Annotated in this window: 22 protein-coding genes and 3 pseudogenes; 14 read left to right on the plus strand and 11 right to left on the minus strand. The window is 42.7% G+C overall.

Going from position 1 to position 25,588, the window contains the following annotated elements:
* Positions 1 to 43: 43 nt before the first annotated feature.
* Together TT12_RS18855 and TT12_RS07085 are read right to left on the minus strand one after the other, a co-directional pair.
* A complete protein-coding gene (locus TT12_RS18855) occupies positions 44 to 214 on the minus strand; it encodes an HAD family hydrolase (RefSeq protein ID WP_306304332.1) in 171 nt (56 codons plus the stop codon).
* A 14-nt stretch (positions 215 to 228) separates the two neighbouring features.
* Entirely contained in the window at positions 229 to 873 is a 645-nt protein-coding gene (locus tag TT12_RS07085; RefSeq protein ID WP_306304333.1) for an HAD hydrolase family protein, read from the minus strand.
* Between the two features lie 300 nt (positions 874 to 1,173).
* Between TT12_RS07085 and TT12_RS07090 the strand changes: the two genes are divergently transcribed.
* From TT12_RS07090 to TT12_RS07100, 3 genes are all read left to right on the plus strand, one after another.
* Positions 1,174 to 1,689 carry a hypothetical protein gene (locus TT12_RS07090; RefSeq protein ID WP_045453421.1) on the plus strand — a complete coding sequence of 172 codons (516 nt, stop codon included), beginning with the start codon at positions 1,174 to 1,176 and terminating at the stop codon, positions 1,687 to 1,689.
* Positions 1,690 to 2,071: 382 nt separating this feature from the next.
* Positions 2,072 to 2,551 carry a BLUF domain-containing protein gene (locus tag TT12_RS07095; protein WP_045453424.1) on the plus strand — a complete coding sequence of 160 codons (480 nt, stop codon included), beginning with the start codon at positions 2,072 to 2,074 and terminating at the stop codon, positions 2,549 to 2,551.
* Positions 2,552 to 2,732: 181 nt separating this feature from the next.
* Positions 2,733 to 3,548: a YidX family protein gene (locus TT12_RS07100; protein ID WP_045453427.1), complete on the plus strand. Its 816-nt coding sequence runs from the start codon at positions 2,733 to 2,735 to the stop codon at positions 3,546 to 3,548.
* A gap of 139 nt (positions 3,549 to 3,687) precedes the next feature.
* On the opposite strand, the gene TT12_RS07105 is transcribed toward TT12_RS07100, so the two are convergent.
* The 3 genes from TT12_RS07105 to parC form a co-directional block, all read right to left on the minus strand.
* Positions 3,688 to 4,008: a hypothetical protein gene (locus TT12_RS07105; protein WP_045453431.1), complete on the minus strand. Its 321-nt coding sequence runs from the start codon at positions 4,006 to 4,008 to the stop codon at positions 3,688 to 3,690.
* A 90-nt stretch (positions 4,009 to 4,098) separates the two neighbouring features.
* Positions 4,099 to 5,217 (minus strand): YecA family protein, encoded by a 1,119-nt coding sequence (locus tag TT12_RS07110; RefSeq protein WP_045453434.1) that lies wholly within the window; start codon positions 5,215 to 5,217, stop codon positions 4,099 to 4,101.
* An 80-nt stretch (positions 5,218 to 5,297) separates the two neighbouring features.
* Positions 5,298 to 7,604 carry a DNA topoisomerase IV subunit A gene (gene parC / locus TT12_RS07115; protein ID WP_045453556.1) on the minus strand — a complete coding sequence of 769 codons (2,307 nt, stop codon included), beginning with the start codon at positions 7,602 to 7,604 and terminating at the stop codon, positions 5,298 to 5,300.
* 571 nt (positions 7,605 to 8,175) lie between these two features.
* On the opposite strand from parC, the pseudogene TT12_RS07120 reads away from it, so the two are divergent.
* The 5 genes and pseudogenes from TT12_RS07120 to TT12_RS07140 all read left to right on the plus strand — a co-directional run bounded on the left by TT12_RS07120 (position 8,176) and on the right by TT12_RS07140 (position 14,914).
* Positions 8,176 to 9,902: pseudogene (locus tag TT12_RS07120) on the plus strand (AMP-binding protein).
* Between the two features lie 595 nt (positions 9,903 to 10,497).
* Entirely contained in the window at positions 10,498 to 12,270 is a 1,773-nt protein-coding gene (locus TT12_RS07125) for an AMP-binding protein (RefSeq protein WP_045453438.1), read from the plus strand.
* Positions 12,271 to 12,511: 241 nt separating this feature from the next.
* Entirely contained in the window at positions 12,512 to 13,264 is a 753-nt protein-coding gene (rph, locus tag TT12_RS07130) for a ribonuclease PH (RefSeq protein WP_045453441.1), read from the plus strand.
* A gap of 39 nt (positions 13,265 to 13,303) precedes the next feature.
* Positions 13,304 to 13,795, plus strand: coding sequence for a hypothetical protein (locus tag TT12_RS07135; protein WP_045453444.1), 492 nt, complete (start codon positions 13,304 to 13,306; stop codon positions 13,793 to 13,795).
* A gap of 348 nt (positions 13,796 to 14,143) precedes the next feature.
* Positions 14,144 to 14,914, plus strand: a complete 771-nt coding sequence (locus tag TT12_RS07140) for a hypothetical protein (protein ID WP_045453448.1) — start codon at positions 14,144 to 14,146, stop codon at positions 14,912 to 14,914.
* Between the two features lie 115 nt (positions 14,915 to 15,029).
* On the opposite strand, the gene hemJ is transcribed toward TT12_RS07140, so the two are convergent.
* The 6 genes and pseudogenes from hemJ to serB form a co-directional block, all read right to left on the minus strand.
* Positions 15,030 to 15,464 (minus strand): protoporphyrinogen oxidase HemJ, encoded by a 435-nt coding sequence (gene hemJ / locus TT12_RS07145; protein ID WP_045453451.1) that lies wholly within the window; start codon positions 15,462 to 15,464, stop codon positions 15,030 to 15,032.
* A gap of 89 nt (positions 15,465 to 15,553) precedes the next feature.
* Positions 15,554 to 16,613, minus strand: a pseudogene (bioB, locus tag TT12_RS07150) (biotin synthase BioB).
* A 313-nt stretch (positions 16,614 to 16,926) separates the two neighbouring features.
* Positions 16,927 to 17,454: an SCP2 sterol-binding domain-containing protein gene (locus TT12_RS07155; protein WP_207804018.1), complete on the minus strand. Its 528-nt coding sequence runs from the start codon at positions 17,452 to 17,454 to the stop codon at positions 16,927 to 16,929.
* A gap of 402 nt (positions 17,455 to 17,856) precedes the next feature.
* Positions 17,857 to 18,258 (minus strand): AciT family ciprofloxacin tolerance protein, encoded by a 402-nt coding sequence (gene aciT, locus TT12_RS07160; protein ID WP_227678891.1) that lies wholly within the window; start codon positions 18,256 to 18,258, stop codon positions 17,857 to 17,859.
* Positions 18,259 to 18,613: 355 nt separating this feature from the next.
* Complete coding sequence (locus TT12_RS07165; RefSeq protein ID WP_243443471.1) at positions 18,614 to 19,492, minus strand: DUF368 domain-containing protein; 879 nt, start codon at positions 19,490 to 19,492, stop codon at positions 18,614 to 18,616.
* Positions 19,493 to 19,701: 209 nt separating this feature from the next.
* A complete protein-coding gene (gene serB, locus TT12_RS07170) occupies positions 19,702 to 20,892 on the minus strand; it encodes a phosphoserine phosphatase SerB (protein ID WP_045453455.1) in 1,191 nt (396 codons plus the stop codon).
* 482 nt (positions 20,893 to 21,374) lie between these two features.
* Here serB and TT12_RS07175 point away from each other — a divergent pair, with 482 nt between their 5' ends.
* The 6 genes and pseudogenes from TT12_RS07175 to TT12_RS15450 all read left to right on the plus strand — a co-directional run bounded on the left by TT12_RS07175 (position 21,375) and on the right by TT12_RS15450 (position 25,520).
* Positions 21,375 to 22,841 carry a hypothetical protein gene (locus TT12_RS07175; RefSeq protein WP_045453457.1) on the plus strand — a complete coding sequence of 489 codons (1,467 nt, stop codon included), beginning with the start codon at positions 21,375 to 21,377 and terminating at the stop codon, positions 22,839 to 22,841.
* Between the two features lie 184 nt (positions 22,842 to 23,025).
* Entirely contained in the window at positions 23,026 to 23,262 is a 237-nt protein-coding gene (locus TT12_RS07180; protein WP_045443968.1) for a PA3496 family putative envelope integrity protein, read from the plus strand.
* Positions 23,263 to 23,545: 283 nt separating this feature from the next.
* Positions 23,546 to 24,102 (plus strand): annotated as a pseudogene (locus tag TT12_RS07185) (YecA/YgfB family protein).
* An 85-nt stretch (positions 24,103 to 24,187) separates the two neighbouring features.
* Positions 24,188 to 24,634, plus strand: a complete 447-nt coding sequence (locus TT12_RS07190; RefSeq protein ID WP_060491846.1) for a YbjQ family protein — start codon at positions 24,188 to 24,190, stop codon at positions 24,632 to 24,634.
* Positions 24,635 to 24,694: 60 nt separating this feature from the next.
* Positions 24,695 to 25,165 (plus strand): YbjQ family protein, encoded by a 471-nt coding sequence (locus tag TT12_RS07195; RefSeq protein WP_045453460.1) that lies wholly within the window; start codon positions 24,695 to 24,697, stop codon positions 25,163 to 25,165.
* A gap of 127 nt (positions 25,166 to 25,292) precedes the next feature.
* On the plus strand, positions 25,293 to 25,520 hold the full coding sequence (locus TT12_RS15450; RefSeq protein WP_207804019.1) for a hypothetical protein: 228 nt from the start codon (positions 25,293 to 25,295) through the stop codon (positions 25,518 to 25,520).
* Positions 25,521 to 25,588: the final 68 nt, after the last annotated feature.

Raw genomic sequence — 25,588 nt, forward strand, 5'->3', positions numbered from 1 at the left:
GAGGATACGTCCTAGAGAAGTAGCAATTTGCAAAGTCTGATTATTAAGACGCAATATGAAACTGCTCAAGCACCGATTGAATACCGCGCTCCTCAATCGTACCCGTAACAAAGTCTGCACGCGCAATCAATTCTTGCTTTGCATCGCCCATTGCCACCGCATAGCCGACCAAGTCAAACATCTCTAAATCATTCATCCCATCACCAAACGCCATACACTCACTGGCATCTACCTATAGTATTGACAGACGTCTTTAATGCCTCGCGCCTTGGATGCCTCTATCGGTAAGATATCTGCGCCGATATGATGCCAATGGACGAGCTTTAAATCGTACTGGGCAAAATCGACGTCCTGCATTTTCTCTTGTTGATTGTTAAAAAATACTGAGCATTGATAGACGGTATTTCCTTTATGATATTCAGGTTCAACGATAGAGTTTGGCGTGATGGCATTAAACTCGCGCAAGCGCTCATTTTCACCTGACCATGCGATATGGGTGGCAGAGTCAAACTTATGAACCAACTCGCTCTGCTGGCACAGACGCACGATGGTATCCGTTTGCTCAGCGGACAACGGATAGTGGCTAATCCGACCCTTTTTATCAAAACTATACTGTCCATTCATACAAATAATCGCATCTAAGACATCAGATTCGAGCAAGGCTAAAATATCTGCTGGCAATATGGCTTTGGAGCGTCCCGTTGAAATCACCAGCTTAATATCAGTACCTGCAAGCTGCTCAAGGGTCGCTTTGTTGTGTTCGGCGATGATGCCATTGCGGCTCAAGGTATCATCGATGTCAAAAAAGATGATCTTGGGTGTCGGAGTGTTGATAGTCATACTTTCTTTGGCGATTTTGTCTTCGATAAACATGATGATCCTATTGTTTTTTAGTCGTTTCAATACCAATGATTTAGATACTACTACAACACACCCAAAGAGATAAATACCTATAGAGTAACCTGCGATGATGCAAATTTGGCTACTGCTGCGGTATTCGCTTTGCTGGCTGTACGATTTATTAATGCTTATTCAAAAGGTTAACAAAAACCCTAAACGATATAATTAACTTAATAGTGGCTATTTATTATAAGGTTAAGATTAACGATCAATATCAGTTAACAAAATGATGAACGGTTTTTATCAGTGTATCCGCTACCTAAAGGAGCTAGTATGAAAATTTTTACCTTAAAATCAGTCACCGCTTTGACGGCACTGGCAACATTGGCACTATCTGCCAATGCCTTTGCAATGGATGTTAAGTTTAACGATGCTGCTTGGAATGGCAAAAAAATACCTGAAGGGCAGCAGTGTCTAAACTATGATGGCAAAAATCCAGCCACGCCGAGCATGACGGTCTCAAACATACCGATGGGCGCGGAGAGCTTGGTTTTCGTTTATAACGATGTGAGCAATAAACGTATGCAACATGGTGGACATGGCATTGTAGAGTTTGCCCTACCAGAAGGTGCTACGAGTGCTGAGATTCCACGTGTGTTTGGGCACACTTATGAAGTGTCAGTCGGGATTGAGATGATCGCGGAATATCGTAGCCGTGCAGGGGAAGCGGGAGGGGCGTATAAACCACCTTGTTCAGGTGGTAAAAATCATCTGTATACGGTAGATGTGCAGGCTTGGCAAGGCGATAGTGTGCTTGCTGAGACAACGGTTGAGATGGGTCGGTATTGATTTGATGCCTTGGTCGTTTTAATGAGCGTAAAAAAGCCGTCTATACCGTGTGTATAGACGGCTTTTTAGTAAGAGTAAGTGATGTTTGCAACGTCTGAGCTATGAGTAAGCGTGGGTTAGTCGTATGTTAGGGTTGAGACCGTGCTATAGGAATATATAGATTAGGCTTGTTAACTATTAGAATAATGATATCGCAGTCATTGTACCAATTTTTATAGTACAATTGTACTCTGAGAAGTATAGGCGTCCTATTTCATTAAAATTCCAATGGTTATTTCTAGAAATACAATGATGCTAGATGACAAAAAACCACTAAGAAAAAAAATTTTATTGATTATACTTTATCTTAAATTAGATCAGGTTTTTATAAATAAGGTTTCTCATGACTATAGCGACAAGCCATACTCCAGAAAGCAAAAAAATAAATGGCGAGCATATTCTTATCAACATGATATATATCGCCAAAAATGTCGACCTAGATTCGGGAATCGAGCTGACTCGTGCACTTGAGTATTGGCGAAGGTATTTTGAAGAAAACAATATAGCTTCAGCTTTAGTCATTAGTGAAGGTTATTTCGTTCAAAGTTTTCAAGGGACAAGGCCCGCTATCAATATTGCCTTAGAAAAAATACTTGACGAGCATTCAACCATTTTTCCCAATATTGTTAATATAGAGGAAATAGAGTCGCGTCAATGGAATGGGTTTTTAGTGAAGCATCTAACATCAAGCGCTGAAGATGAAGAATATGCCCTCAAAAGCTTCTCAGCAGGTTCTGACTATAATCCCTATCTAATGACAAGTGCTCAGATTAAGAGCTTTTTGTCAGCGATTTTTAAAGATGCTGAATCCAATAAGCCTTAGATAAGTTCTCTATTCTGATTAACGTAAAAAAGCCGTCTATACCGTGTGTATAGGCGGCTTTTTAGTTGTTTTCAATATCTTATATTTATAGATCGTAAAGGTTGAGTGTTGTAATTCTACATATGTTGTGTATTATCATCTGAGGCGTTCGCTATTTGAATAACTTAAACGGATTATACATATGAAAAAATTGTCTTTATTACTAGTAACGCTTTTAGGTTCATCAATCGTATTAAATAGTTGTGCGACTATCGGTCTTACAGATTATGCCAAAAACGATAATAAAAAGGAGCATACAAAAAACGTTTTATCTGAGAGCGTCATTGCAGTGGGATATCCTAATAAACCTATACAAGGATACGAAGATGCTATGATTCTAGCTGGTAAAAATTATAGTTTTTTGGTAGAGCCTGTAGTCTCTGCTAATACGCAATCTGATCTGTTTAAAAGAATTTTCGCTCAAGTGGATTTAGGCTCGTTATACATCGACACTCAATCTTCATATACCAATCGTAATATTCAACAAAAAACTCAAGCTGGTTCCAATGAGCTTATTCTAGATGTAGAAAATGATGAATCAAATCAAATTAAAAACGTACCTACAACTGTTGGCTTGCTATATGCTAAGCCGATTAGTGCCCTAAAGATTAACGAGCAATCAAAGTTAGAAAGTTTTGGATTTGAATGTAAGACAGCCATTGTTACTGAGCAAAAAAATTTAATTTGTCAGCGTGCAGTAAACGTTGAGCTGACGGTAGCTTCTGCAGTACAAAACATTAATGACGTCAATTATAAGCTCAAGCAGCCCTTAAATATCCAGTTGAATTATAAGTGGGAGACAGGCAGTAACGCTAATAAGTTTAGCGCGGTTCTACTACCAGTTGCCATGGCAGTAGATATCGTCACTCTACCTATTCAAGCTTTAGGTGTTGGTCTTACATATGCAGCTTTCGCAGCAGCATATGGTCAATGCGGTAGTAGTCGTAGCTGTATATAGCGTGTCGGCTTTCGAAAGTTAAAGCGTGCCTTCCATGCACCTTTCGGGTTTTATTTATGTAATGGAAACCTGAAGTTCAGCCTACGCCAGGCCGTCAACTCTATATGATAAAGGCATCATTTATATTTACTAATGCAATTTAACCAACGACGCTACCCATTTCAAAAATAGGTAGATAAAGAGCAATAATGGTCAAAGGAATAAGAAGAATAGCCAAAGCTAAGAGAAAATATTGAGTGGTAGCTTGCCATCTTTTTGACGGTTCCAACAAATAAACCAAGGGTATTGGGATCAAGGCTAACCCTAACCAGTATTTATGAGTACTTAACACGACCTTAGTGAAGACTGGTATATCAACACCAAAACTTTTATACAATTCTCCAAAAGTTGGAGTCACCAAAATTACTACTATTGCGCAGAATAAAAATAAAAAAGATACAATTATTGCTAAAGCTTTCATATAGTCACTAATAATTAAAGTCGTAAACTGCGTCCGGTGTACGAATTTTTTAATGTTGCTAATCTCATCGGTGCGCGGAACGCACCCTACTCAAAAATTTATTTTCCTAATATTACCGATTTCCCACCCCGAAAAATTAATACCATCATCAACCAGTAAGTTATTATCATTAGGCTCGAACGGACTTATCCCCGACATGATAAGGCTATTAATTTTATCTTTTTGTTCGTCCGATAAACTGCCCCACCATACAGGTGAAATAAATGTATTTTCAGCAACTCCAAAAAAGAACCTTATTAGCGCACTAAAAATTTTGTTATCTTCCAAAGCTAGTAGTGAGCTGATAAAACTTAACACTTTGGCAGAGTCTTTTGACCAACTGAAAATTACATACCCTTTACCGTCACTAGAAAACGAATTAAACACTAAGTGATCAGCAACAATATTTAAGTCACCTAAATCTTGGATTAAGTTTCCATCAAAGTCATTCATAGGGGCAACAACTGAAGAAACAGCGACAGGCATAGGTGATGTTGAATCAATAATAAGATGGCTTAAATTACCAACTGATTTTCCTAAGAGCTGATCATCAAGTTCAGATTTAAGCTCCAATAATTCTGAGAGAGCAGTATTGATCCCTTTCTGTTGATCTGCAACAAATTTTTGAATAGATAGTTGACCTAATAAATGCTTACCCTTATCACCATTCTTAGCAAACTCGGAGTTGTTAAGTCCACCTTCTTTAGCATAAAGCTCCTTCGCTACTGAGCGATACATTAGGGCTAAGCACTGCTCGTCATCTCCAACAAACTCTCTATCTTCAATACAAGAAAAAAGAGACTTGTCATGTTTTGAACAGAAACCTTTAAAGGTAGAAGCTTGATTAATTCCTATTTTTTCTGGAACTAGCTTTCCTTTATTTTTTATAATATTCGCTAAGTTTATTTTTAATCCTAAAACATGACCACTTTCATCTGCAATTTCTTTTAGGCTGCTACTTTTTGAAACGGTATGAGCATTGATAATTTTTTTACTGCACTCATGCTTTAAATCAGAAGAGACATAACAACACTTTCGAGAAGCGTTATTTTGACTATGAGTAATAGCTTCGCCTTTATTCACAGGAGACTCATTCTCACGTCCAAGATGACAATGTTTGAATTTCTTTCCTGAACCGCACCAACACTTCTCATTACGTCCTATTTTCATAAATCACTACCCTTTTTAAGCTTGCTGATGAGTCTAGCGCGGGCTGATTTTTCAGCTTAACTTTCTAAATCCCAAAAGCGTTACCCAACCTCAACACTCGTCACATTCTGAAAGCCTCTTGGCAATTGACCACCGCGATTGCCACGCACACCCGTATAATTAGCCAAGTCATTTGGTTTTAGCGTCACATGGCGTTTGCCAGCGGTAATGATAAGGCTGTCTTGCTGACTGAGTGGCGTAACGGTAAGCACTTCTTCGCCATCTTTTAGTTTAATAAGTTTGTTGCCTTTACCGCGTGCCTGTTCAGGTAAATCATCGAGGGCAAATATCAGCAAATATCCAGCATTGGTCACGACAGCAATATGGTCAGGCGCTACATTTGCATTGGTATTTTCACCGTCAGCATTGGCAGTCGTACCTACTGGCGCATCGATACGCGCAACAGGGAGCAAACGACTATCAGCCGCTAAGTTAATGATGTTCTTACCTGCTTTTTGATTACTATCGAGATTACTGATGGTATTGATAAAACCATACCCTGCGGAGCTGGCGAGGATGATGCGTTGATTGTCAGCACCGGTTAATAGCTGCTCAAAGCTGGCACCTGCTGGTGGTTTTAATACACTGGTCAAAGGATCGCCTTGACCACGAGCCGAAGCAAGGCTATGCGCGTCAATACTATAGCTGCGTCCTGTGCTATCGAGCACGTATATTTTCTCATTGGATTTGCCACGGACGTGCGCTTGATAGCTGTCACCTGAGCGATAGCTCATGCCAGCGGCATCGACGTCATGACCTTTGGCAGCACGAATCCAACCTGCCTTTGATAGGATGGCAGTGATTGGTTCGCTCGGTACAAGGTCAGATTCTTTTAATGCTTGTGCTTCTTCGCGCTCTGCCAATGGTGATACGCGCTCATTGCCATGTTCTTTCATATCGGCTGTCAGTTCTTCAATCATCAGATTGGTCAGACTGTATGGATTGTCCAAATACTCTTGAATGATGGCGCGTTCAGCAGCCAGCTCATCTTGCTCGCGGCGTAGCTCAATTTCCTCTAACTTTGCTAGCTGACGCAAACGAATATCCAAAATAGCATTGGCTTGAATTTCAGTGAGGTCATAATCTTGCATTAACGATAATTTTGGATCGTCCTCTTCGCGAATGATGCGAATGACTTCATCAATATTAAGATAAGCAATCAGTAAGCCTGCGAGGATGTGTAAGCGCTTGTCGATTTTATCGAGGCGATATTGCAGACGGCGCGTGACCACTGAGCGGCGACAGACGAGCCATTCTTCAAGGATTTCTTTGAGGTTTTTGACTTGTGGCTTACCATTTAGGCCAATCATATTCATATTGACGCGGTAATTGCTTTCAAGATCAGTACTGGCAAACAGATGGCTCATGACGCGAGCCACATCGACGCGGGTAGATTTTAGCTCTAAGACGATACGGCAAGCGTTTTCATGGTCTGATTCATCGTGAATATCAGTAATCCAAGGCAGCTTTTTATCCGTCATGAGCTTAGCGATTTGCTCTTGAATCTTATTGCCTGACACTTGGTAAGGAAGCGCATCGATAATGACGAGATTTTTTTCTTTTGGGTCAATATGAAAGGTGGCGCGCATTTTATAGCTGCCGCGACCGCTCTCATACATGGCCTGCAAATCTTTTTTACTGGTGATGATTTCAGCAGGCGTTGGCAAGTCAGGTGCTGGTATCGATTGGGTTAATTGCTTAACCGATAGCTCAGGATTTTTTAGCAAACGAATAGCGGCGCGTACCACTTCATTAAGGTTATGCGGCGGGATATCGGTTGCCATACCGACTGCAATACCAGTCGTACCATTTAATAAAATATTTGGCAGGCGGGCAGGTAGGGTGGTTGGCTCTTGCATGGTGCCATCGAAGTTATCTTGCCAATCGACCGTGCCTTGTCCGAGTTCTGCAAGCAAAGTATTGGCATAAGCAGACATTTTGGCTTCGGTATAGCGCATCGCGGCAAAGGACTTAGGGTCATCGGGGCTACCCCAGTTACCTTGACCCGTGATCAGCGGATAGCGATAACTAAACGGCTGTGCCATCAGAACCATCGCCTCATAACAGGCGCTATCACCATGCGGATGATATTTACCCAGCACGTCACCGACGGTACGCGCAGACTTTTTCGCTTTCGCCGTCGATTTTAGCCCAAGCTCGCTCATCGCATAGACGATACGGCGCTGGACAGGTTTTAGACCGTCAGCGATATTGGGCAGCGCCCGATCCATGATGACGTACATGGCATAGTTGAGATAAGCTTGTTCAGTGAACTCCGCCACGGAGCGGGTATCCATCGGTTCATTTGGGATAATGGGTGTAATGGTATTATCAATAACATCGGACATAAAATAGGGTTCACTTATCAGTTTTAATAGGTATAAATAATTGGTGCAAGCGTGCAAATAGGATAGTGCTATCGTAAAGGATATTGGCAAAATTAAAAAGGCATAAGTCAGAATAGACGACAGGTCGTGACGTGCTAGATAATGATAAAGAGAGTACACAGCGTAGCTTTGTGACCTTAACAGAGCTTGCTACTGCCCTTGGTAGTAAAGGTAAAAAATAGTTAACGATAAAACACTATAAAGAGTATTAATGAATAAATGTTCGGTAATGAATCGCTGAAAAATTATCGATTATCGCTACTAAGATTTTGATAACTATGACATTATTGACCGTCAAGACAGTTTGCGAACTCAAGTAGCAATCTTTTATATTGAGTAGTCTGTATAAAGTGTGTATGTTAATGAACAGAGGGCTATTTACCGCTATATTGTTTGCTCATCACCATATGATTGTCTCACAGCCAAGCCTGCCATTACGATGACAAGCCTGCGCTCTGAGTTTTTATATTTTTATCACACTGTGATTCGCATGGGTTGACGGTAGCGTACTATTACTAGGAGAGAAAAGATTATGGAAAATCACAGTAACCTAATTCGTCGTAACGATAAAGTATGGGTCAAAACTTACGAAAAGCTTGGTATTCAATACGACATTGATATGCCAGCCGCTAATACTTCTTTAATCGATATATTTGAGCAGAATTTTACGAAGCACGCTGGCAAGACAGCGTTTGTCTGTATGGATGCAAAACTCTCCTACGAAGATTTAGATCGTTATAGCAAACAAATTGCTGCCTACTTGCAATCACTTGGCTTAAAAAAAGGCGATAAAGTCGGCGTCATGATGCCAAATATTTTGCAGCTACCGGTTGCCGTATTGGGTGTGCTGCGTGCTGGCATGACCTTGGTTAACGTTAACCCGCTTTACACCTCAAAAGAGCTTGAGCATCAACTAACAGACTCTGATACCAAAGCATTATTTATTTTAGAAAACTTCGCCAAAACGTATGAAGACATTGGTAAGGACTTGGTTGACCATGTCATCGTGACGTCAATGGGTGATTTGATGAGTCCATTGAAAGGCTTTATCGTTAATATGGTCGTGCGTCACGTGAAGAAGCTTGTACCTGACTATAACCTTAAAACCAGCACCAACTTTAAAACAGCACTGAATCGCTTCTCAGCCAAAAATTACAAACGTCCAGATAATATCTGCCTTGATGACATTGCCGTTTTGCAATATACCGGTGGTACGACCGGTGTTGCTAAAGGTGCAATGCTCACGCATGGTAATTTAGTCGCCAACCTGATTCAATGTGATACCTATCTTGGCGATGCTTTTGATAAGTTTGAAGGTATGGATGAGCAGCCAGTTATCATGACTGCCTTGCCGCTATATCATATTTTCTCGTTTACCGTTTGCGGCATGTTTGGTTTATATCGTGGTTGTATTGGGTTACTGGTACCAAACCCACGTGATGGCGCAAGCTTAATCAAAGCTTACAAAGATTATCCACCAGCGTTTTTCCCAGCAGTTAATACGCTGTTTAATGCGTTGGCAAATAGTGATCCATTCAAAGCTTTAGATCATAGCAAGCTTGAGATGTCGATGGGCGGTGGCATGGCAGTATTAAAAGACACCGCTGACAAATGGCAAAAAATTACTGGTAATGTGATCGTACAAGGCTATGGTCTGTCAGAGACGTCTCCTGTGGCGTCAGCAAACCCAGAAGGTACGGGCGAATTCTCAGGCAATATTGGTCTACCGATGCCAGCGACAGACATGGCTATCTTGGATGAAGAAGGCAATGAGGTCGCACTGGGTGAGCGCGGCGAGATTTGTGTTCGTGGTCCACAGGTTATGAAAGGCTACTGGAAACGTGATGATGCTACCGCTGAAGTCATGACGTCTGACGGTTATTTCCGTACGGTGATATCGGCGTGATGGATGAAGAAGGCTACTTTAAAATCGTTGATCGTAAAAAGAATATGATTTTGGTATCAGGCTTTAACGTCTATCCAAACGAAGTCGAAGATGTGATGTCAGGTCATCCAAAGATTTTAGAGTGCGGTGTCATCGGTATCGAAGATGAAAAGAGCGGCGAAGTGCCAAAGATTTATGTTGTGCGTAGTGATGACAGTTTGACTAAAGAAGAAGTGCTTGCTTATAGCAAAGAGAATTTAACTGGTTATAAGCGTCCTCGTTATGTTGAGTTCATCGATGAATTACCAAAATCAAATGTCGGTAAGATTTTGCACAAAGATTTACGCGTGCTGGAAGAAAAGAACCACGGTTAATCAGCTAGCTTTCAGCGCCAGAGTATTTTTATGAGTGTCTGCTACTGTTTGTTAGGCACTCGTAAAGTCATCATGATAAGTCACCACGATACTAACGCTACAAACTAACGCTACAAACTAAATCTGCAAGAAACTATCAGGATGCTAAGTTGTCGTGATAGTGGTGGTTGTGATACTGGGTGTCGTGATCCAAAAATGGTAAGGTTGCTGGTATGCTGCCTTATCATTTTTTGTATTTATTGCTTTTTTTGTCGCTATGACCCAGTTAGGTAGAGATAGAGAATTTTTAGCAAAACTGCTATAGTGCTTACCGACATATTCGTCTATTTATCGATGAGATGACGTTGGTTTTGCGCTATATGTCTGATAAAACTATCAGGAATAAAGGGGTTTTTAATTCGGTAATGCCGAATTATTATGCTATTTATTAAGGACTTAACGTTGCGCTTTGATTGACAAAGCTTGTGAATGACAAACCTTTTTTGTTACCACGTTTTTTATTCACAAGCTTCTGCTGTCATTGATCAATCACAAAAAATAATGGTGTTTTCATTAGATTATTCTACGTTTTTAACGGTAACATTTAGGGAAAATTATGACCGACAGTATCAATAAAGAGACCACAAACGATAACGCTGCAATGAATAATAAAGACAGCGTATTTCCTACTATGCCGACGATAGATAGTGACAGCCCATGGTTGAAAACTTATGAGCGTTATGGCATTGATGCGACTATCGATATGCCTGATGACAATACCTCTTTACTTGATGTGTTTGAGCGTAACTTTAGCCGTTATGGGAAAAAAACGGCTTATATTTGTATGGGTGCATCGATTAGCTTTAAGGAATTGGATTTATACAGTCGCCAAATTGCCAGTTACTTACAATCATTAGGATTGGTAATAGGTGATAAAGTTGGGGTGATGATGCCCAACCTCCTGCAATATCCAGTGGTTGCTTTGGGGATCATCCGTGCAGGTATGGTGTTGGTCAACGTCAACCCTTTATATACCAGCCGAGAGTTATCGCATCAGCTGCATGATAGTGGCACCAAAGCCCTATTCATCGTAGAGAACTTTGCGAACACCTATCAAGAGGCAGAAGACAAAGGTCAGGTTGAGCATGTCATCGTTTGTAAGATTGGCGATATGCTAGGAACAGTGAAAGGAGCCGTCGTTAACCTCGTTGCGCGCCATGTCAAAAAAATGATTCCTGCTTATAGCCTGCCAACCAGCGTGAGTTTTAAGCACGCTTTAAATGCAGTATCAGCCAGCAAATATAAGCGCCCTGATTTGAATTTAAGCGACGTGGCATTATTGCAATATACGGGCGGTACGACAGGGGTTGCCAAAGGTGCAATGCTGTCCCACGGTAACTTAGTTGCCAATATGCTACAGATTAGTGCGCTTATGGATAGTGCATTTGATGATGATGTTGATGCCAATGATGTCATCCTGACGGCACTACCGCTATATCATGTATTCTCATTTATGGTCTGCGGCATGTATGGTATGTACCGAGGTTATGCAGGCTTGCTTATCCCAAACCCTCGTGATTTGGATGGTCTGATTAAAGAGATGGCCAAATACAAACCCGCCTTTATCCCTGCGGTGAATACTTTGTTCAACGGTCTAGTACACAAAGACGGCTTTGCAGACTTAGATTTCTCTAACCTAAAAGCGTCTATCGGTGGCGGTATGTCTGTCTTGCCAAGCGTGGCAAAAGAGTGGCATAAAATCACTGGTCTGCCTATTGTGGAAGGTTATGGTTTGTCAGAAACTTCACCAGTGGCTGCTTTTAACCCGATGACCATTGCTGAATTCACGGGTAAAATTGGTATCCCTGCCTCTAGCACCGATATAATACTAATCGATGATGATGAAAATGAAGTCGCATTGGGTGATCGCGGCGAGATTTGTGTCAAAGGGCCGCAGGTGATGATAGGTTATCAAAATCGTCCAGAGGAAACAGCTGAAACGTTTACTGCCAATGGCTTTCTGAAAACTGGCGATATCGGTATCATGGACGAAAAAGGCTTTATCAAAATCGTTGATCGCAAAAAAGACATGATTTTGGTCTCTGGTTTTAACGTTTATCCTAACGAAATTGAAGAAGCCATGAGCGAGCATCCAGCTGTGGTAGAATGCGGCGCTATCGGTATTCCAAACGATGACCGCGGTGAAGAGCCAAAGTTGTTTGTGGTCAAAAAAGGCGATGTGACTGAGCAAGAGTTGCTTGATTTTGGTAAAAAGCAACTGACTGGTTACAAGCGTCCGCGTCACATACAGTTCGTCGATGAATTACCAAAATCAAACGTGGGTAAAATCCTGCGTAAAGAATTGCGTAAGATGGAAGGGTTAGAATAAAGTTGGTGCTATTTTTTTGTTAAGCCAATGACTGGCTCAAGTAGCGGCGCAATAGCTCGAACGAATCTTGCTATTGCGCCGCTGCCACGTTAGGATATCTCAATATTTACGTCTGCTATGGCTTCCAATCATTATTTATTTTAGCTTATTAATAGTTTGCCAGATAAATGATGGTTAGCCACATAATGATAGACACCTCATTTTATGACACCGCCTTTAAAACATTGTACTAGGGATTTTTATGCGTATTGACAATCGTGAGCTTGACCAACTTCGCTCGATCAGCTTTGAGCGCCATTATACTAAGCATGCCGAAGGGTCAGTGTTAGTCAGCTTTGGTGATACCAAAGTATTGTGTACCGCTAGTGTTGAATCTGGCGTACCGCGTTGGCTTAAAGGTAAAGGCAAAGGTTGGATCACTGCTGAATATGGTATGTTGCCACGCGCGACGAATACTCGTAACCAACGTGAAGCGGCACGTGGTAAACAATCAGGTCGTACCCAAGAAATCCAGCGTTTGATTGGTCGTAGCTTACGAGCGATGATTGACTTGAGTAAGCTGGGTGAAAATACCATTTATCTTGATTGTGACGTTTTGCAAGCTGATGGCGGTACTCGTACTGCTAGTGTGACGGGGGCTGCTATTGCGCTTATCGATGCATTAGAAAGTATCCAAAAAAGCAAAAAACTCAAGGCAGACCCACTGATTGGTTTGGTCGCTGCGGTCTCTGTTGGTATGAAAGACGGCAAAGCGTATCTAGATCTAAACTACGAAGAAGATGCCAGCTGTGATACCGATTTGAATGTGGTTATGACCCAAAAAGGCGAATTTATTGAGCTACAAGGAACGGCGGAAGAAAAGCCATTTACCCGCTCTCAAGCCGACGATATGCTAATTCTTGCCGAAAAAGGCATCGCTGAGCTGATTGCCATGCAAAAAACAGCCTTGTTGGTAGTCCTATTGATGATTACTTGCTCATCGTATTTTCATTAAACTTTTACTCTCTTATTACTCTGTAACAGGTAGTCATGCATGCTCAAGCTGACCGACGATGGTGCCAAAATCACGCTAAAAGATCAGCCCAAAACGACTGATGATGGCATGTTTTGGTTTGGCTCAGCATTATTGGTTGGGGCAGTGGCAGTTGCTTTGGCTATGAGTCTGCTGCCTGAGCGCTTGGCTATAGGGGCATTGGCGCTACTGATTATCGGTAGCTTTATCTTTAATCGAAAACGCCAACAACAGAAAAAAGCCATGGCTGGTGTCATCAGCAGCGGCATCTTGTGGCTGCGTGCTGGTGAGCTGGTGCATGAAAATCAAGGTAAGCGTCAGCATATTCAGTTGACCGACGGTGATAAAATCATGCTTATTGGTGAGCAATTACAGATTGTTGATTGTGATGATATACGCAAATACCATATTAGCGGCTTTGATAGTATCCAAGAGGCAACCGCTGCCAAAGCTATCTTACAAGGCCAAGCATTGGGCAAGCGCCATGTGAATATCAAGATGAGTAACGATTAGCTTATTTCTTAGCTTATTATTTACTGGATTGGGCTATAAAAAACCTAAGTGGCTTTCTCTCAGCAATCTTCTATCTCAGATAATATTTTATCTGCTCAGTACTCTATCTACGCAGTATTTAATCTAAAACTGCTTATTTTATTTCTTTTTTATTTAGCGCCAGCTCTCCATCGTTCTTCTACGTGCTCCTCTTATCTAACCATTAGTCTGTGTTTTTATACCTTTTATCGGCTATTTGAGCCGAATAATGCTTGCAGCGTCATGTCTAAATGGTTTATAAGTAAGATTAGAACATCCTATTATTATGGTTTATGTTGTCATTTATATTTTATTGACAAGGAGTTGGTCATGTCGCGTTTGCCTGTGTCATTGTCTATGTCGTCGTCGGTTACCGCGTCGTGCAGTCTTTTATTATTTACCGTTGGCCTAGTAGGTCAGGCCCATGCCGATAGTATGAGTGCGCTGATCGCCCAAAAATCTGTGCAATCTGATTTTAGTGCTCGCTATACACCATCATACTCAGCGGTGCCCTCCGCGAAAGTCAGCACGCGTTCTACCATTCAACGTGCAGGAACTTATCGCTCAAATTCTTCCAGTACTCCACCAGCGACTCAGACATCCTATCGTTATCCTGAAGTAGCACGTCAAGCGCCTGCGGTACTCCCTGCATTTTTATCGGGTAATTATGATAATGTCGATAGCGAGTATTTACCGTTACTGAGCAGTGCGGAGATGCAGAGTAGTTTGGCCGCACGTGAAGTGGTTAGCACCGCCCGCAAGATGGCGCTGAACGAGCGCGCGATCATTCAAGGTGGCTGCTGGGACTATCTGAATGCCGTGTTTAAACGCGCTGGAGTGACACGCGATACCATTCATAAAGGTACTTATGGTCAAGGTCCGTATGCCAATAGTGGCGAGATTGAAGTTGGGGATTGGCTCTATTATATCAATCATGGCTATAATGGCGTCGAGCATAGTGGACTGTTCGTCGGCTGGGTTGATGAGCGTGCAAAGCAAGCGCTGATCCTCAGCTATGCGGGCGAAAACCGCCGTGAACCTGCGCGTTACCGTGTTTATGATTTGAGTAATGTCTATCAAATCATGCGCCCTAGTGTTTAAGGTGTCATATTTATGATGTCCTAAAAAAAGCGTCCGTTACTTTAATAAGTAATGGACGCTTTGAGTTTAGAGGTATTCAGATTTAAAAATCAGTTATGAGCATATTTACTGGATTTTAGAAGGGCTTTACTACTACTAAGATGACGATAATGACCAATGCAAACACTGGTACTTCGTTAAACCAGCGCCAAAATTTATGCGTCTTATAATGCGGATTATCCATTAGCTTTTTACGATAAAAGCCACAAGCACCGTGATAGCCAGAGAGTAGCACCACTAATAATAGCTTGACGTGTAACCAGCCTTGGGTTTTATACACCTCCCAACCTAGCCCCAACATCCATAGACCGAAGACCCATGTGGCTATCATCGATGGCGTCATGATACCGCGATAGAGCTTGCGCTCCATAATAGCAAAGCGTTCGTGGCTGATGCTGTCGTCACTCATCGCATGATAGACAAACAAGCGTGGTAAATAAAATATCGCAGCAAACCAGCAGACCATCGATATAATATGCGCCGCTTTAATCCAATTGAAATAATCTGCCATCACATTCTCTCTTACGATTTAATATTTTATCATCAATAATGTCGGCAAGCTTAGCGCAGATTATCCAATAATGGTAGCGATAAAAAACGCTACTCTGCCATCACCACTTGCGATTGATGACCGCTCATCGCATCCATTACAGGCAATACTTTGGGCGCTCTTGGCGCGGCAAATTGCTTTGTTAGACCAAGCTCACGCATGAGTCTGTCATCGCCTGATTGGCTTGCATTGCCAGTAGTCAGCAGTTTATCGCCATAAAAAAATGAGTTGGCACCTGCATAAAGGCCAAGGCTTGCTCAGAGTCGGATAGCTTTCGCGGCCAGCAGACAAACGCACGTAGCTGGTCGGGCAGCAAATACGTGCTACGGCAATAGTACGAATCCACTCAATCACTGACAGTTGACCTTCTGCCAATACTTTGTCGCCAATTGGTGTGCCTTTAATGGGCACAAGCAAGTTGACGGGAATTGACTCTGGCGCTTTGGGCATTTTTAGCAGCTCATGTACCCAATCAATACGGTCATCACGGCTTTCGCCCATACCGACGATATTGCCACTACAAACATTGATGCCTGAGTTGCGCACGTTGTCTATGGTATCTAAGCGCTCGTCATAGCTTCGCGTGCTGACGACTTGCTCATAATAACGACGTGAGGTATCTAGATTATGATTGTAATAATCGAGTCCAGCATCCGCCAGTTGCGTCGCTTGATTGGTATCTAGCATACCAAGGGTCATACAGGTCTCAAGCCCTAAGGCCTTCACTTCTTTGATCAGCTCAACCACATAGGGCATGTCTTTGGCGCTTGGATGTTTCCATGCCGCACCCATACAAAAGCGTGACGAGCCACTGGCTTTGGCACGTTTGGCCGCAGCAATGACTTTGTCGACTTCTATGCGCTTCTCTGCTTGTAATTTAGTCGTGTCGCGGTGGTGACCGGATTGTGAGCAATAGCCACAATCTTCGGGGCAGTTACCTGTTTTGATCGACAACAAAGTACTGATTTGTACTTCATTGGCAGTGAAGTGCGCCCGATGTATCGTTTGCGCTTGCAACAACAAATCCATTAAAGGCAAATCAAACAGTTTGGCGATTTCTTCGCGGCTATGCTTACGGGTCATTTGTTGGCTGGCTGTGGTGGCATCCATTGCTAAGTTGTTTAAAAAGTCATTGTTCAAGCCGCTGTGGCTGTTATTTTTATTATTGAACGTGTCAGTGGGGCTACTGGCATTAGGCTCTGAGATGTTAAGTAATCCTGCCATCATATAATTCCTTTTATAATAGTTTTTAAAACAATCATTTTTAAGAGAATAGTGGTTAAAAGAGTTGTGTGTAAAGCCATAAAATTTTAGATAATAAAAAAGGCTGCGATATAGTATACCGCAACCTTTTTAGAAAATCAGAACACTGCGAAAGAGTAAAGTAACTGAGCGCTAAATAATCGTGATCTGTTTTCTTTATTTACGTCGATCTATTTACGTCATTATTTGCCAAGTTTGTGCTTAGCAACCCCAATCCAATGATTGCAAGTTTTTGTGCTTTATAAGCATAAGGCTTGGCTTTTTGGATATAAGGTTTACATTCTTCTGGAACAGCTGGCACGATATGCTTAGCAAGTTTATTGAACCACATCATTAGGCTGTAATCGCCTTCGATGCTGAGGTTACCTTCTTGTACAGCAGTCATAAAGGCAGGAAGATTGCCTTTGGTCAAAAGCTTAACACCTGTCATCGAATCCTTGAAATTGATGGTGAGGTCTGCTTTTTTAGCATGACCACTGTATTGGCTGAAGCTACCATTATCAAAGACAAAATAACGGGCGATATCCGCTTCAGTGCTGGCAAGCTCAATCGTCACATTGCGATCAGCGAATAGTGCTTTCACATCTTCGTTATCACTATCAGCAAGCATGGACAAACGATAGCCAATCACAGCCAATAGCACATCTAACGGATCAGATTTAATATCTAATACAGGAACAGTAAACATAATCGAACTCCTAAAGAATGAGACGCAAAATAATGCGTACTTTATAACAATTTTTGCGACAAATATATAACTAGATTATAAACGATAGAGAGGTTACTATTCTTTAGGAGTTACGTAGAGAGCGTTAAGTATCTTGTAACATCCAATGACGTCATCTTGATTAAAATAAGTTGTTAATATTTATAAAAATGACAGTAGAAAAGAGAATAGCAACGAAAATGAATGCTCGCACTACCTATGCTAGATTGAGCGAATTTGACGGCAGGTTAATCGTAATTTCTGGACGAGATACAGTCGGATAAAGATAATGCAATACAGGTTATATCAAAGGCAAATAAAAGTACCGTAAGTAGAGAATAAACCAACCTAACAGCGTCGCTCGTTGATATAGACGCGACTCTATCAGTGGAAGCGCGGTTGGTAGTCGTCATCATAAACAGGCGTGTGCTCGATATAGCGTGCCGCTTCCAATTGACGCTGCTGCTGAACGGATTGACTGACATCCTCGTAACGTAGTGCCCGATACAGCACCCAGCACGCTAAAGGCAACCAACTGATGCCCATGGCGATGATATAGCTGTGCCATTCTGACAGCTCTGATAGCATGGGACGACCCGCCACAATGCTTTGAATCGCCTCAACCGCCAGCCAATATGCCATACCACCAAATAGATACCAGAGCAGCCAGCGCTGTGAGGATAAGGCAAGCGCTAAAATCAAGCCTGCCAGCAAGCTATAACCAAGCAGTGCCGCCGTGCTCCACGTTTCTATACCAATAATCGAAAATATAGTCAGTAACATCATTCATCTCGCTATTCATAAGGTGAATTCCAATAGGGTCATTATGAAAGTTTGGGGAACAAAGCTAAAGAGGGGATAGGCGACTTTGCGACAACCGTTGACGTTTGGTTTTTTAGCACATTTTGATGGTTTTGTATGGCAAGGTTTAAGCATAAGCGCCGCAAGGATGGGCGCTTATTATTAAGAGTGTATAGGAGGGTTTTTGGGTTTTAAAAAGAGACTGATGCAGGTTTAAGGTAGGGTTAAGCGCGATTGCTACGAGTGCCCCACCAAGACAATAGTGAGACTAAAATCGCGCCTAGCAGCATCAGTCCTACAGTGGTTAGCCAATGTGGACCAGTAGGATATTGCCATGGCATCACGTTGTTGATCGCGTCACTATTAAGCTGCCTAAAGCATCTACTTTCCATGGCCATACTTTCACAAGCGAGCCTGCGATAAAACCTGTGAGCAAGGCCAAAGTTGCCTGATAGTAGCGAGACAATAGCCATTTAAGTGCGCGAGTAAATAATAACAATCCCGTCGCCATACCCGCAATGACCGTGAAAATTATCGTAAAGTTAAGGCTATGCACGGCTTCTAATACTGCGTCATAAGCACCTAATAGTAATAAAATAAAAGACCCAGATATACCGGGCAGGATCATGGCACAAATAGCGATTGCCCCTGCAAAAAACAAATAAGGCAAGCTTGGTGTGGTCGTGAGTAATGGTAAGCTGCTAATGACCACAGCGGCAACAAGACCAGTCACGAATAGTGCAGCCCGCCCTATATTCCAACGCTGAATCTCACTCAATAATATAAATACCGTTGCGACAACCAGTCCAAAAAAGAACGACCAAATAAATAACGGTTGATTATCTAATAGGTGTTTGATAATACCGGCTAAAGTAGCAAAACTGGTGGCGATTCCCAATAACAAAAACAACAAAAAAGTGGCATCAACTTGTCGCCACACCGCAACCAAACCTTTGATTCCGCCTTCCTGTCGAAATATCTGCCAGAGATTGGGGCCGATGCTACTCAGGGCGTTAATCAAGCGCTCATAAATACCAGCAATCAGCGCAATGGTACCGCCAGAGACACCCGGTACGATATCCGCTGCTCCCATGGCCATTCCTCTAATATAAACCCCAAATAGTTGCTTTGGACTATCGGAGGATGCAGCAGTGCTGCTCTTATCCAGTGGTTGTGGCGCTGACGGCTCATTTTGCCGCGGTGATGGTGATGCCGTCATGGACAATCCTTTTTTTATTGAAAAACACAGTGAAAGTTAATGCGATGCCACTAAGTATGCTAGGACAGTGATGCGAAAATTGACTGTCGCAATGTCGCAATGTCGCAATGTCGCAATGTCGCAATGTCGCAATGTAATAAGACATAAAAGCCAGATTAATGTTAAAAACACTAACCTAGCTCCATGTTATGGTATTGCGAGTGTAGTCGTTACTCCGTGGGCGCAAGTGCTGGATAACCAAGGGCATAAAGTATGCCTTCTAGCCCTGTGACATTGATGGCAGCATCAGCACGTGCTTGGACAATAGGCTTGGCGTGATAGGCGACGCCTAGGTCTGCAATGGCCATCATCGGTAAATCATTGGCACCGTCACCGATACAGACCACTTGTGACATCTCGATGCCTAAGCGCTCCGCAGTATGCTCAACGATCGCAGCTTTTTTGGCACCATTGACGATGGGCAGCTGTACGTGACCAGTGACTTCCCCTTCGTCGATATCTAGCGCGTTGGCGTGAACTTCGTCAATGCCCAATTGCTCAGCGATGTAGCGCGCAAAGTAGGTAAAGCCGCCTGATACCAGTACGGTATGGTAGCCCAAAGCCTTTAGTGCACTGATGGTAGTGCGAGCGCCCATTGATAGCGTCAAACGATTGCAGATATCATCTAATACATCGGTCGAGATGCCTTTTAGTAACGCTACCCGCTGGGCAAAAGACTCATCAAAATCCATCTCACCGCGCATTGCCGCTTCCGTAATGGCTTCGACTTCTTCGCCGATGCCCGCTGTTTTTGCCAACTCAACGATGACTTCTTGCTCGATTAAGGTGGAATCCATATCAAAGCAGGCAAGCTTGTGGGTACGTAGCATATGACCGACTGATAAAATATGGCAATCGACAATATCCAAGCGTTCAGTACTGCTCGCTTGATGACTATCGTTATAAGCTTCGGTCAAGTCATGACGCAAGCGCGTGGTCAGCTGATCATCAATGATGTGAGCTGCTGCGGTCTTTTTGCCAGGATGCATGAGCGTATCAGTGACTGGAACCAACAAATAGCGGAACACTTGTGCTTGAGTAAAAGGCAAGCGTTGTGCGTTTGCTGCCGTTGGCTCTGTATCAGAAACGGTAATATTGACAAAACTGGCATCAGTATCTTCAGCGACGGTGACCAAATGCCAGCTTGGCTGTTCATCGACCCATGATTGCACATACTGGTGGATATCAAGCGTCGATACTTTGGTCGGTAGCACAACAATAAGAGCAAAAACTGGCAGGGACTGTAGCGCATCAAAATCTTGTAAGTTCGTGTTATCTGGTAACAGTGACGCAATAGAGTCAACGGCTTGTTGCCATGCTTTGCTGTCTTTTGGTAACGAGTAAGATGTATTGTGTGGCATGGCTCAATGGTCCCTTGTATGCTCATATAAGATTGGGAATAATAGCAGCTTTACTCGGCAGCGCCTATAGATGACGCGCAAAGTATCACCGTCGATTAAAGATGACAGCGATCGTTGAAAAATCATTTGAAATTGAATGTGATTATTATGATAAATTTATAAATCTACTAACGCTATAAGACTTATTATGGTGATATAGTAGATAAGATAAGCGGATTGTATTCATAACAATGCTCTCAGTCGCCGCTTACCAAATGTGCAGTAGATTATCCTGAGTATTAGTATGTTAGACAGCAGTTTTTAAGTAACCAAATCTTGTTGTAAATGCTATTTTAGGCAACAACAGACGTGTTGGGTTATGGTACTTAAATTCAGTACATACTTGTTAAGATGCGCGCTATTATAGTTTTTTTAAATTCGCCAAAAAATGAGGGATAGCCTTGTTTTTTTAATTTCTCTTATCCAAAAAAGTTTACCATATCATGACGTATTTAGCGCCGCGGCAAGGGTTGTTTGCCATTATTCTTCTGGTTAGTTTTTGTTTGCAGACGTTGTTATTGGTCATCAGTACCGATCAACAGCTGAGCAAAAGTCGTGCGTTAAAAGGCGAGCAGATGGTCGCCCAGCTGATTGATGAAGCAAGGTTGTCTTTAGAAAATAAAGACCGTGTCAGCTTAAGTGTCATTGCCAATCGCTATACCAGCGAGCAAGACGTGACGCGCATATTGATTAAAGACAATAACGACGACATCTTGGTGCCTGTTGGCAATGCGCCCATGCAGCAAGGTGATACCATTCGTCAGATTGCCACCAATGGCGATTCGGTGATTGGCAGTGTGTCGTTGACGTTAAAAGATATTAGCAAAGGCGAGATTATCGCTATGCAATGGCCGTTCGTCATCGGTACCATGCTGCTGCATTTGTTGCTTTGGCTGGTTTATGGTTACCTTGCCCGTCCAACCAAAGAGCAAATTAACGCGCTTAGCCGCGATATTCAAGATTTGCATCGTGAGCAGTATATGCAAATCGATCAGCGCAGTTATGATCGGGAGTTTGAACGCCGTACCACGGATACAGATAGAGAAGCATCGGATCATTCTGTAGAGAGTAAAACGGACAGTCAGCCAGCCAATGCACACAAATTGGATGTACATAGTGAAGTAAACCAGTATTTAAGAACGCAACAGAATCAAGCGGCGACTAATACCACTGGCTCTAATAGTCAGCCTATCGATAGTACGACTGAAGAGCGAGCAGAGCATGATGCAGCAAATGGTGCTGCCCAAGATGAGATAAGCCGCGCTCCTAAATCTGGTAGCGCCTCTCGGTTGTCTGCTACCCGCTCATTTGACAGTGTGAGAGTGCAGATTGTATTCCATGACGAGTTCAATATGCTTGAGCGTCTGGCACCGGCTCAGCGTTTACCTTATTTGGCATTATGTACGCAGCTATTGAACCAAGCGGTGACCGAGTTACTCAAGCAGCCATTGTTGCTGGGTGTCAGCGCGATGAACGAGCCGCGTTTCGATGACACGGGTGCTAGCGTGTTGTTGAAGGCGGACAATAGCCATGCCAAAGTGGCGTTAGCAGGTGTAATGCTTGGCAAGCTGTATTTGATGCTCAACAAAATCATCCATGACAAGCACATTGAGCTAAGCCGCTTTGCGCTACCTGCTAAAGCAGGTGTCAGCGATGATGCACAGGCGCAAGCAATGACGCAATTATTACACAGCGTCGGCAAAAAAGAGCAAATGCTGATTTTGTTACCCAATGCAGGTCTCAAGCAAATCAGTCACCATGTACAGGTACAGAGTATCATGCGCCCAACCACGGTTTATGAGCGTGAATGTGCTGTGTTCGATGGTGGTAATGATTCGATGATCCAACGCTTAGCGGATGTGCGCAATGCGGTATTGATGATTGAAAGCGCAGATGAGTCGGCTATTTAATGCTGCTTATATTCGCTTATTACTATACAATTGTCTGAAATATTGTCTCTATCGTTATCTTTATATATCCTAAAAATAGGGCAGTAATAATAAAAAGCATTGACAACGTGAAGTAGAGACTTTATAAGGCATATATATATTAATGTATTCTTAATACCCTTGCTAAAAATGATAGGAGCTTGTCATGAGTGACGCTGATATTGACGACGATTTTGATGATGATTTTGTCGACGATGATGATGCAAAGATGGTGGAAGAGGCCGAGACGAGCGTGCGTACGCGCTTAAGTAGTCTTGAGAAGCGTCGACTGATCGATAATTTGCTAGAAGAAAAGCGTTTGGCCAAAGAGCTAAAGGATGATCTAGACGATATAGACAATTTCGATGAAGATGGCGATGATTGGGATGATGACGATCTTTAGTTTTTAAACTTAAGTCATAGCCTCATGTGAAAGTGCTCAGTCATTTAAGCCGACTAAAGCCTTTTAATAACGGCATATTAGCTGACAGTGTAATGCTAATGATATTGCAATCATTACTTTTTGACGGTTGCTAGTAACCCGCTCTATGCAATAATTCTTATTCTATAAAGATGGTTTGGGTGCTTTACCGAAACCATTTTTACCTTCAAATTATCCACTATTCTGCACTTAACCGATCGTTTATGGCGACTGCCGCACTCTATCTTTCAAGGACAATTACATCATGAGTAACCAACTAAGCTTCGATGAATTATTAGACTATTTGGACAATCAAGAGAGCCATTTGTGCTTGATAGTGTCGCCGCGCATGGTTTTTTGACAGCGACAGTCATTGGGCGTCCATTACCGAATTGGCTGGATGCACTGTTTGAAGGCCATGTTAGTGAAATCCCAGAAAACGTCATCGACGGTATCCAGCGCTGGCGCGATTCTATTATCGCTGAGCTAAAAAACGAGACGCCTATTGAGCTACCGTTTGGCGAAGATGCGGGTGATGAAGAAGTGGCCGTTGATTTTTCAGATGAATCAGATATCGTTGCTTGGTCAATTGGCTTTGTCGATGCGATGTATGGCGACGAAGCCAGCGATTGGTTTGAAGATGAAGAAACGGCTGAAGATGTGGCTGTCTTGACTTTACCAATGATTTTGCTAAGCGGTATCGATGATGAAGATCCAGAGCTTGCAGAGATGCGTAAAGATGAAGACAAGCTGGCACAAATGGCCAATAGCATCGAAGGCAATTTGACTGAGTTGTTTTTATTGTTCCATACCAACGATTAGCCTTTTTTATCAATATAGGGACAGCGTGGTTTGGTCTATATCCAAGTTGACGCTGTCTATATAACGTCACCGATAAGGTCGTATTATGACTGTGCAACTCTCCAATCTTGAGCATTTGCCCAACTACCAAATCACCGAGCGTTTAGATGTGGTGTACGGCAGTACCGTACGCTCAAAACATGTCGGCAAAGACTTGTTTGCTGGACTTAAGAATATCGTCGGTGGTGAGTTAACGGCTTATACCGAGCTGTTAGAAGAGTCACGCCAAGAGGCGATCGATCGGATGATTGTCAAAGCAGAAGCTTTGGGTGCAGATGCGGTTGTGGGGTTGCGTTTTTCGACCTCTAGCATCGCGCAGGGAGCTTCTGAATTGTTTGTCTATGGCACCGCTGTCAAAGCCATACCGATGCCGCAGCAAGTCTATCAAACCCCACCAAGCGACTCTTATCATCAGTCTGGTCAACAGCCAAATCTACAAAATTCTGCACCGACAGCGACCGATGACTTGCCACGTTTCAACCCTTTTGGTTAGCTAACCAAATCTTAAAGCATCGATGCTTTTTTATGATAAGTTTATGACAAGAGACGTGCCATGAATAATTCCCTTACCCAAATGCTTATCAATTACGCACCGTTTATTTTACTATTTGCTGCTGGTTGGTTCTTTGGGTCGCGTCATGAGCGCCAACATCTCGCGCAGTTAAGCATTGCAGAGCAAGAATTAAGCCATATTATGGTCTCAAGTGAGCGCTTTTATGTGCCAAAACTTGTTGCCAATACTGAGGGCGAGCTGGTGCTTGGTAGCGTGGTTATTGCCCAAGATTATTTCAAAATGATTATCGCTCGGGTATTGAGCATCTTTGGCAAAAACTTGACCACTTACGAGACATTACTCGACCGTGCCCGCCGCGAAGCTCTTGTACGTATGCGTACCGAAGCACAAGCCAAAGGCTATAACCATATTTACGGCTTACGTCTAGAAGTCAGCAATATCAATCAACTGGGCAGCATGGTAGAAGCTATTGCCTATGGTACGGCAGTTATCAGTACTGACCGTCACTAAAGTCCTGCCAATTTAAGATATATTCTTAATCTTATGTTCTTTCTTATCCCCAAAATAAGCACTTATCTTAGTTATCCTTGCGTTGCTATCAATGTCTAACAAGAAATTATAGAGAGTCGACTATATTATGCTTGAACTTTTCTTCTGGGGCTTCCTGCTACTTTTACAGATTGTTTTTGGGCTATTGATGTTTTATGGTGTGTTTAAAGTGATGCTCTGGTCTAGTCGTACAAAGCTTTCAAAGCGTACTTCCAGCTCATCTTCTGGAGATGACATCAACAACAGTAATCATAGCGGATATAGCAGCAATGACTCTTGTGGTGACAGTGATGGTGATGGTGGCGGGTGTGATTGATTCCTTTCTTAGCGACAAACCTGCTCATTCTCAGCCTAACAATATAAATAACGGTATACCTTAAAGTT

The organism is Psychrobacter sp. JCM 18903, from assembly GCF_000586475.1.
GTDB lineage: Bacteria > Pseudomonadota > Gammaproteobacteria > Pseudomonadales > Moraxellaceae > Psychrobacter.